3 protein-coding genes are annotated in these 4,024 nt (G+C 67.5%); all 3 read right to left on the bottom strand.

Translation table 11 applies throughout. The features are described from left to right. Positions 1-463 precede the first annotated feature (463 nt). Positions 464-2,014, bottom strand: coding sequence for a glutamine-hydrolyzing GMP synthase (guaA, locus tag EPO55_RS22910; protein ID WP_296339682.1), 1,551 nt, complete (start codon positions 2,012-2,014; stop codon positions 464-466). Between the two features lie 201 nt (positions 2,015-2,215). Next, positions 2,216-2,782: an N-acetyltransferase gene (locus EPO55_RS22905; protein WP_296339680.1), complete on the bottom strand. Its 567-nt coding sequence runs from the start codon at positions 2,780-2,782 to the stop codon at positions 2,216-2,218. Next, positions 2,779-4,024: RsmB/NOP family class I SAM-dependent RNA methyltransferase (locus EPO55_RS22900; RefSeq protein ID WP_296339678.1), on the bottom strand; the 1,246-nt coding region annotated here is incomplete at its 5' end. The genes EPO55_RS22905 and EPO55_RS22900, both read right to left, overlap by 4 nt.

The following is a 4,024-nucleotide window of genomic DNA, read 5'->3' as shown; positions in this document are numbered from 1 at the left end:
GGAAAATCAATCGAACAGAGTCGAGCCCCCGTCTCGCGATCCATTGGCGGATTGATCTGCGGCGTCAAAAGCTCGCCAACGACCAACGCGCGCGAAACCTCCACTCGGCTTGGCGCCATATCATGACTCTCAGTGGCGGACGCCAAAAGGCGGTCGAGCGCATTCACGTCCGCCCCATCGCCATCCTTAGCTAAGCGCGCTCGGAGCCGCTCAACTTGCTTAACGACAGCTCCATGATCGCCGGATAGGGCTGCCCTAATAATGCTTTGGACCGCCGAAAAATGCTGCATATCAGGCTTCCATCGATAAAATCGACCATTGAAGCCTCATTATCTACGATTTTGATATTTTATCAAGGATTCCATGAATAATATCTGGAATACCCCTCATAATATCTAGCGGGAGGCGATTTGCGCCCACTTGTCTCTTATCTAGAGCGCCAAGCCACACGCAGTTTAAGTCGTCACTCCCACTCGATCGTCCCCGGCGGCTTGCTCGTAATGTCGTAGGTCACCCGGTTGATGCCGGGGCATTCGTTGATGATGCGGGCAGCGACGCGGCCGAGGAAGGCGTGCTCGAACGGGTAGTAGTCGGCGGTCATGCCGTCGGTTGAGGTGACGGCTCGGAGCGCGCAGGCTTGGTCGTAGGTGCGGCCGTCGCCCATCACGCCCACGGTGCGCACCGGCAGCAGCACCGCGAAGGCCTGCCAGATCTCGTCGTAGAGGCCTGACTTGCGGATCTCGTCGAGATAGACGGCGTCGACCTCGCGCAGGAGGTCGAGCTTCTCCTTCGTGATGTCGCCCGGGATGCGGATGGCGAGGCCGGGGCCGGGGAACGGATGGCGGTTCACCAGGTCCGCCGGCAGGCCGAGCTCGCGGCCGAGCGCCCTCACCTCGTCCTTGAACAGCTCGCGCAAGGGCTCGACCAGCTTCATGTGCATGCGCTCGGGCAGGCCGCCGACATTGTGATGGCTCTTGATGGTGACCGAGGGGCCGCCGGTGAAGGAGACCGATTCGATCACGTCGGGATAGAGCGTGCCCTGGGCCAGGAAATCGGCGCCGCCGATCTTCTTCGCCTCGGCATCGAACACGTCGATGAACAGCGAGCCGATGGTCTTGCGCTTCTGCTCCGGGTCGGTGACGCCGGCCAGCGCCTTCAGGAACAGGTCCGAGGCGTCGGCGTGGATCAGCGGGATGTTGTAGCTGTCGCGGAACAGGTGGACGACCTGCTCGCCCTCGTCCTTGCGCAGGAGGCCGTGGTCGACGAACACGCACTGGAGCTGGTCGCCGATCGCCTCGTGCAGCAGCACCGCCACGACGGAGGAATCGACGCCGCCGGAGAGGCCGCAGATCACGCGGCCCTTGCCGACCTGGGCGCGGATCTGGGCGATGCTGCGCTCGCGGAAGGCGGCCATGGTCCAGTCGCCCGTGGCGCCCGCGATTTTCAGCGCGAAGTTGCGCAGCAGCTTGGCGCCGTCGGGCGTGTGCATGACCTCGGGGTGGAACTGCACGCCGTAGTAGCCGCGCTTCTCGTCGGAGATGGCGGCGAAGGGCGCGTTGTCGCTGGCGGCGATGACGCTGAAGCCGGGCGGCAGCTGGGTCACGCGGTCGCCGTGGCTCATCCAGACCTGCTTGCGGTCGCCCGGGATCCAGACACCGTCAAACAGGGCCGAGCCCGCCTTGACCTCGACCTCGGCGCGGCCGAACTCGCGGTGGTGGCCGGATTCGACCGTGCCGCCCAGCTCCTTGGCCATGGTCTGCTCGCCGTAGCAGATGCCGAGAACAGGCACTTTGGCGGTGAAAATGGCGGGATGGGCCGAGGGCGCCTGGCCCTCGATCACCGAGGCCGGGCCGCCCGACAGGATGATGCCCTTGGGGTCGAAGGCCTTGATCTTGACGTCGTCAACCGACTGGAAGGGGTGGATTTCACAGTACACCCCGGCTTCGCGCAGGCGCCGGGCAATGAGCTGGGTGACTTGGGAACCGAAATCGACGATCAGCAAACGGTCGGTCATGGGGGGATATAAACAGCGCGGCTGTGGGCAGCAAGCCCCCTCCGCCCCTGCGGGGCACCTCCCCCGAGACGGGGGAGGAGTCTGATTCTTCTCTGCCCCCGCTTGCGGGGGAAGTGCCGCGTCATACGCGGCGAAGGGGGTCTTACTCTTCCTTCTCCTCCCCCGTCTCGGGGGAGGTGGCGCGCAGCGCCGGAGGGGGTCTTAGTCCTCCGCCGCCAGGCGGCGCCGGACCAGCGGCACAGTGAGGCTGCGCCAGGCGTAGGCGATTTCCTCGACGTCGACGCCGGACAGGGTATCGATCCGCTCGCCGACCCGCTCGCCGCCCAGGCCCTCGTAGAAGAACCGCGTGGGATTCTCGGCCAGCATCCACAAGATCGCGGTATCGCAGCGCTCGGCCTTGAGCTGGCGGAACAGCGCATCGAGCAGGCGGCGGCCGAGGCCGCGGTTCTGGAAGTCGGGCTCGACGTAGAGCGTGTAGACCTCGCCGACCCGGACCTCGCGGCCGTCCAACCCCTCGGGCAGATCGCGCGCCGGGCCGCAGCTGCCGAAGCCCACCACGCCCATGTCCTCGTCGTCGGCCACGAACACGCCGCGCGCCTCGCCGGGATCGGACAGCACGCGCGACCACCAGGCCGACTGGCGGACGTCGGACATGCCGACCAGCATGGCGTCGGGCAGCAGGCCGGCGTAGGCCGCCTGCCAGGTTTCGACATGGACCCGGCCGATCGCCGAGGCATCGTCACGCTTGGCGCGGCGGATGCGGATCATGCCGACGCCTCCGCTTCCTTTTTCACCTCCACAGGCTCCGACTTGCGCACCAGGGTGGCAGCGAAGAAACCGTCGGTGCCGTGCTTGAGTGGCGACAGGCGAAGGTACGGCGAGGCCGCCATCTCGGCCGGCGGTTCGCTCGCCAGCACGTCGCGCCAGATGTCGACGGCCGGCACGACGTCGAAATCGGGATGGCGATTTAGGAAGGCCTCGATCTGGCGCTCGTTCTCCGCCGGCAGGACCGAGCAGGTGGCGTAGATCAGCCCGCCGCCCGGTTTCACCAGCCGCGCCGCGGCGTCGAGGATCTCGGCCTGCTTGGGCACCAGCTCGGCCAGGTCCTCAGGCCTCAGCGTCCAGCGGCCATCGGGATTGCGCCGCCAGGTGCCGGTGCCGGTGCAGGGCGCGTCGACCAGCACGCGGTCGAAGGCCTTGGCCTGGCGCTTCAGCCACTTGCGATTGTCGATGTCGAGGGCGCGGCGCTCGACATTATGGGCGCCGGCGCGGCGCAGCCGCTGGGCCGAGCGGTCGAGGCGCGATTCGTAGACGTCCATGGCCACGACCCGGCCCTTGTTGTTCATGCCCGCCGCCATCGCCAAGGTCTTGCCGCCGGCGCCAGCGCAATAGTCGGCGATCTGCATGCCGGGTTTGGCATCGACCAGGGCCGCCACGAGCTGCGAGCCCTCGTCCTGGATCTCGACGAGGCCGTTCTGGAAGGCCTCGCCCGAGACCACCGAGAGCCGCCGTTTCAGGCGCAGCCCCCAGGGCGCATAGCGCATGGGCTCGGTGTCGATGCCCTCGCGCGCGAGGGCGGCCTGCGCCTGCTCCACCGTGGCCTTGAGCTGGTTGACGCGGAGGTCGACCGGCGGCGGCACTTCGATGGCCGCGATCTCGCGCCCCCAGCTCTCGCCGTAGGCCTCGATCAGATGCGGCGCCACCCACTCCTGGACGTTGAGCCGGACCCAGTCGGGCTGGTCGGGATGCGGCAGCGAGTGGCCTTCCATCTGGCGCAGCGCCCGCAGCTCGGCCTCGTCGAGCGGCGCCGGGCGATAGCGGCCGCCGTCGAACATGGCGGCGAGCTGCGCGAGGTTGTTGCTCTCGACCAGGATCAGGTCGGCGGCGACGATGGCGCGGGCCGAGCGATCCGGGTGCCGCGTGCGTTCCAGCCACCAGGTGAGCTGGCCGTAGCGGCGCAGGAGACTCCAGACGCGTTCCGACACGGCGCGGCGGTCGCCGCCGCCGATG

Origin of the sequence: Reyranella sp., from assembly GCF_004296935.1 — a bacterium.
Lineage (GTDB): Bacteria > Pseudomonadota > Alphaproteobacteria > Reyranellales > Reyranellaceae > Reyranella.
Note: the sequence above shows the minus strand (reverse complement) of the source record. Positions and strands in the feature narration are given on the sequence as shown.

Bases quoted from the DNA above. Each gene is read 5' to 3' on its own strand.
- guaA (WP_296339682.1), bottom strand. From the start codon at position 2,014: ATGACCGACCGTTTGCTGATCGTCGATTTCGGTTCCCAAGTCACCCAG.
- EPO55_RS22905 (WP_296339680.1), bottom strand. From the start codon at position 2,782: ATGATCCGCATCCGCCGCGCCAAGCGTGACGATGCCTCGGCGATCGGC.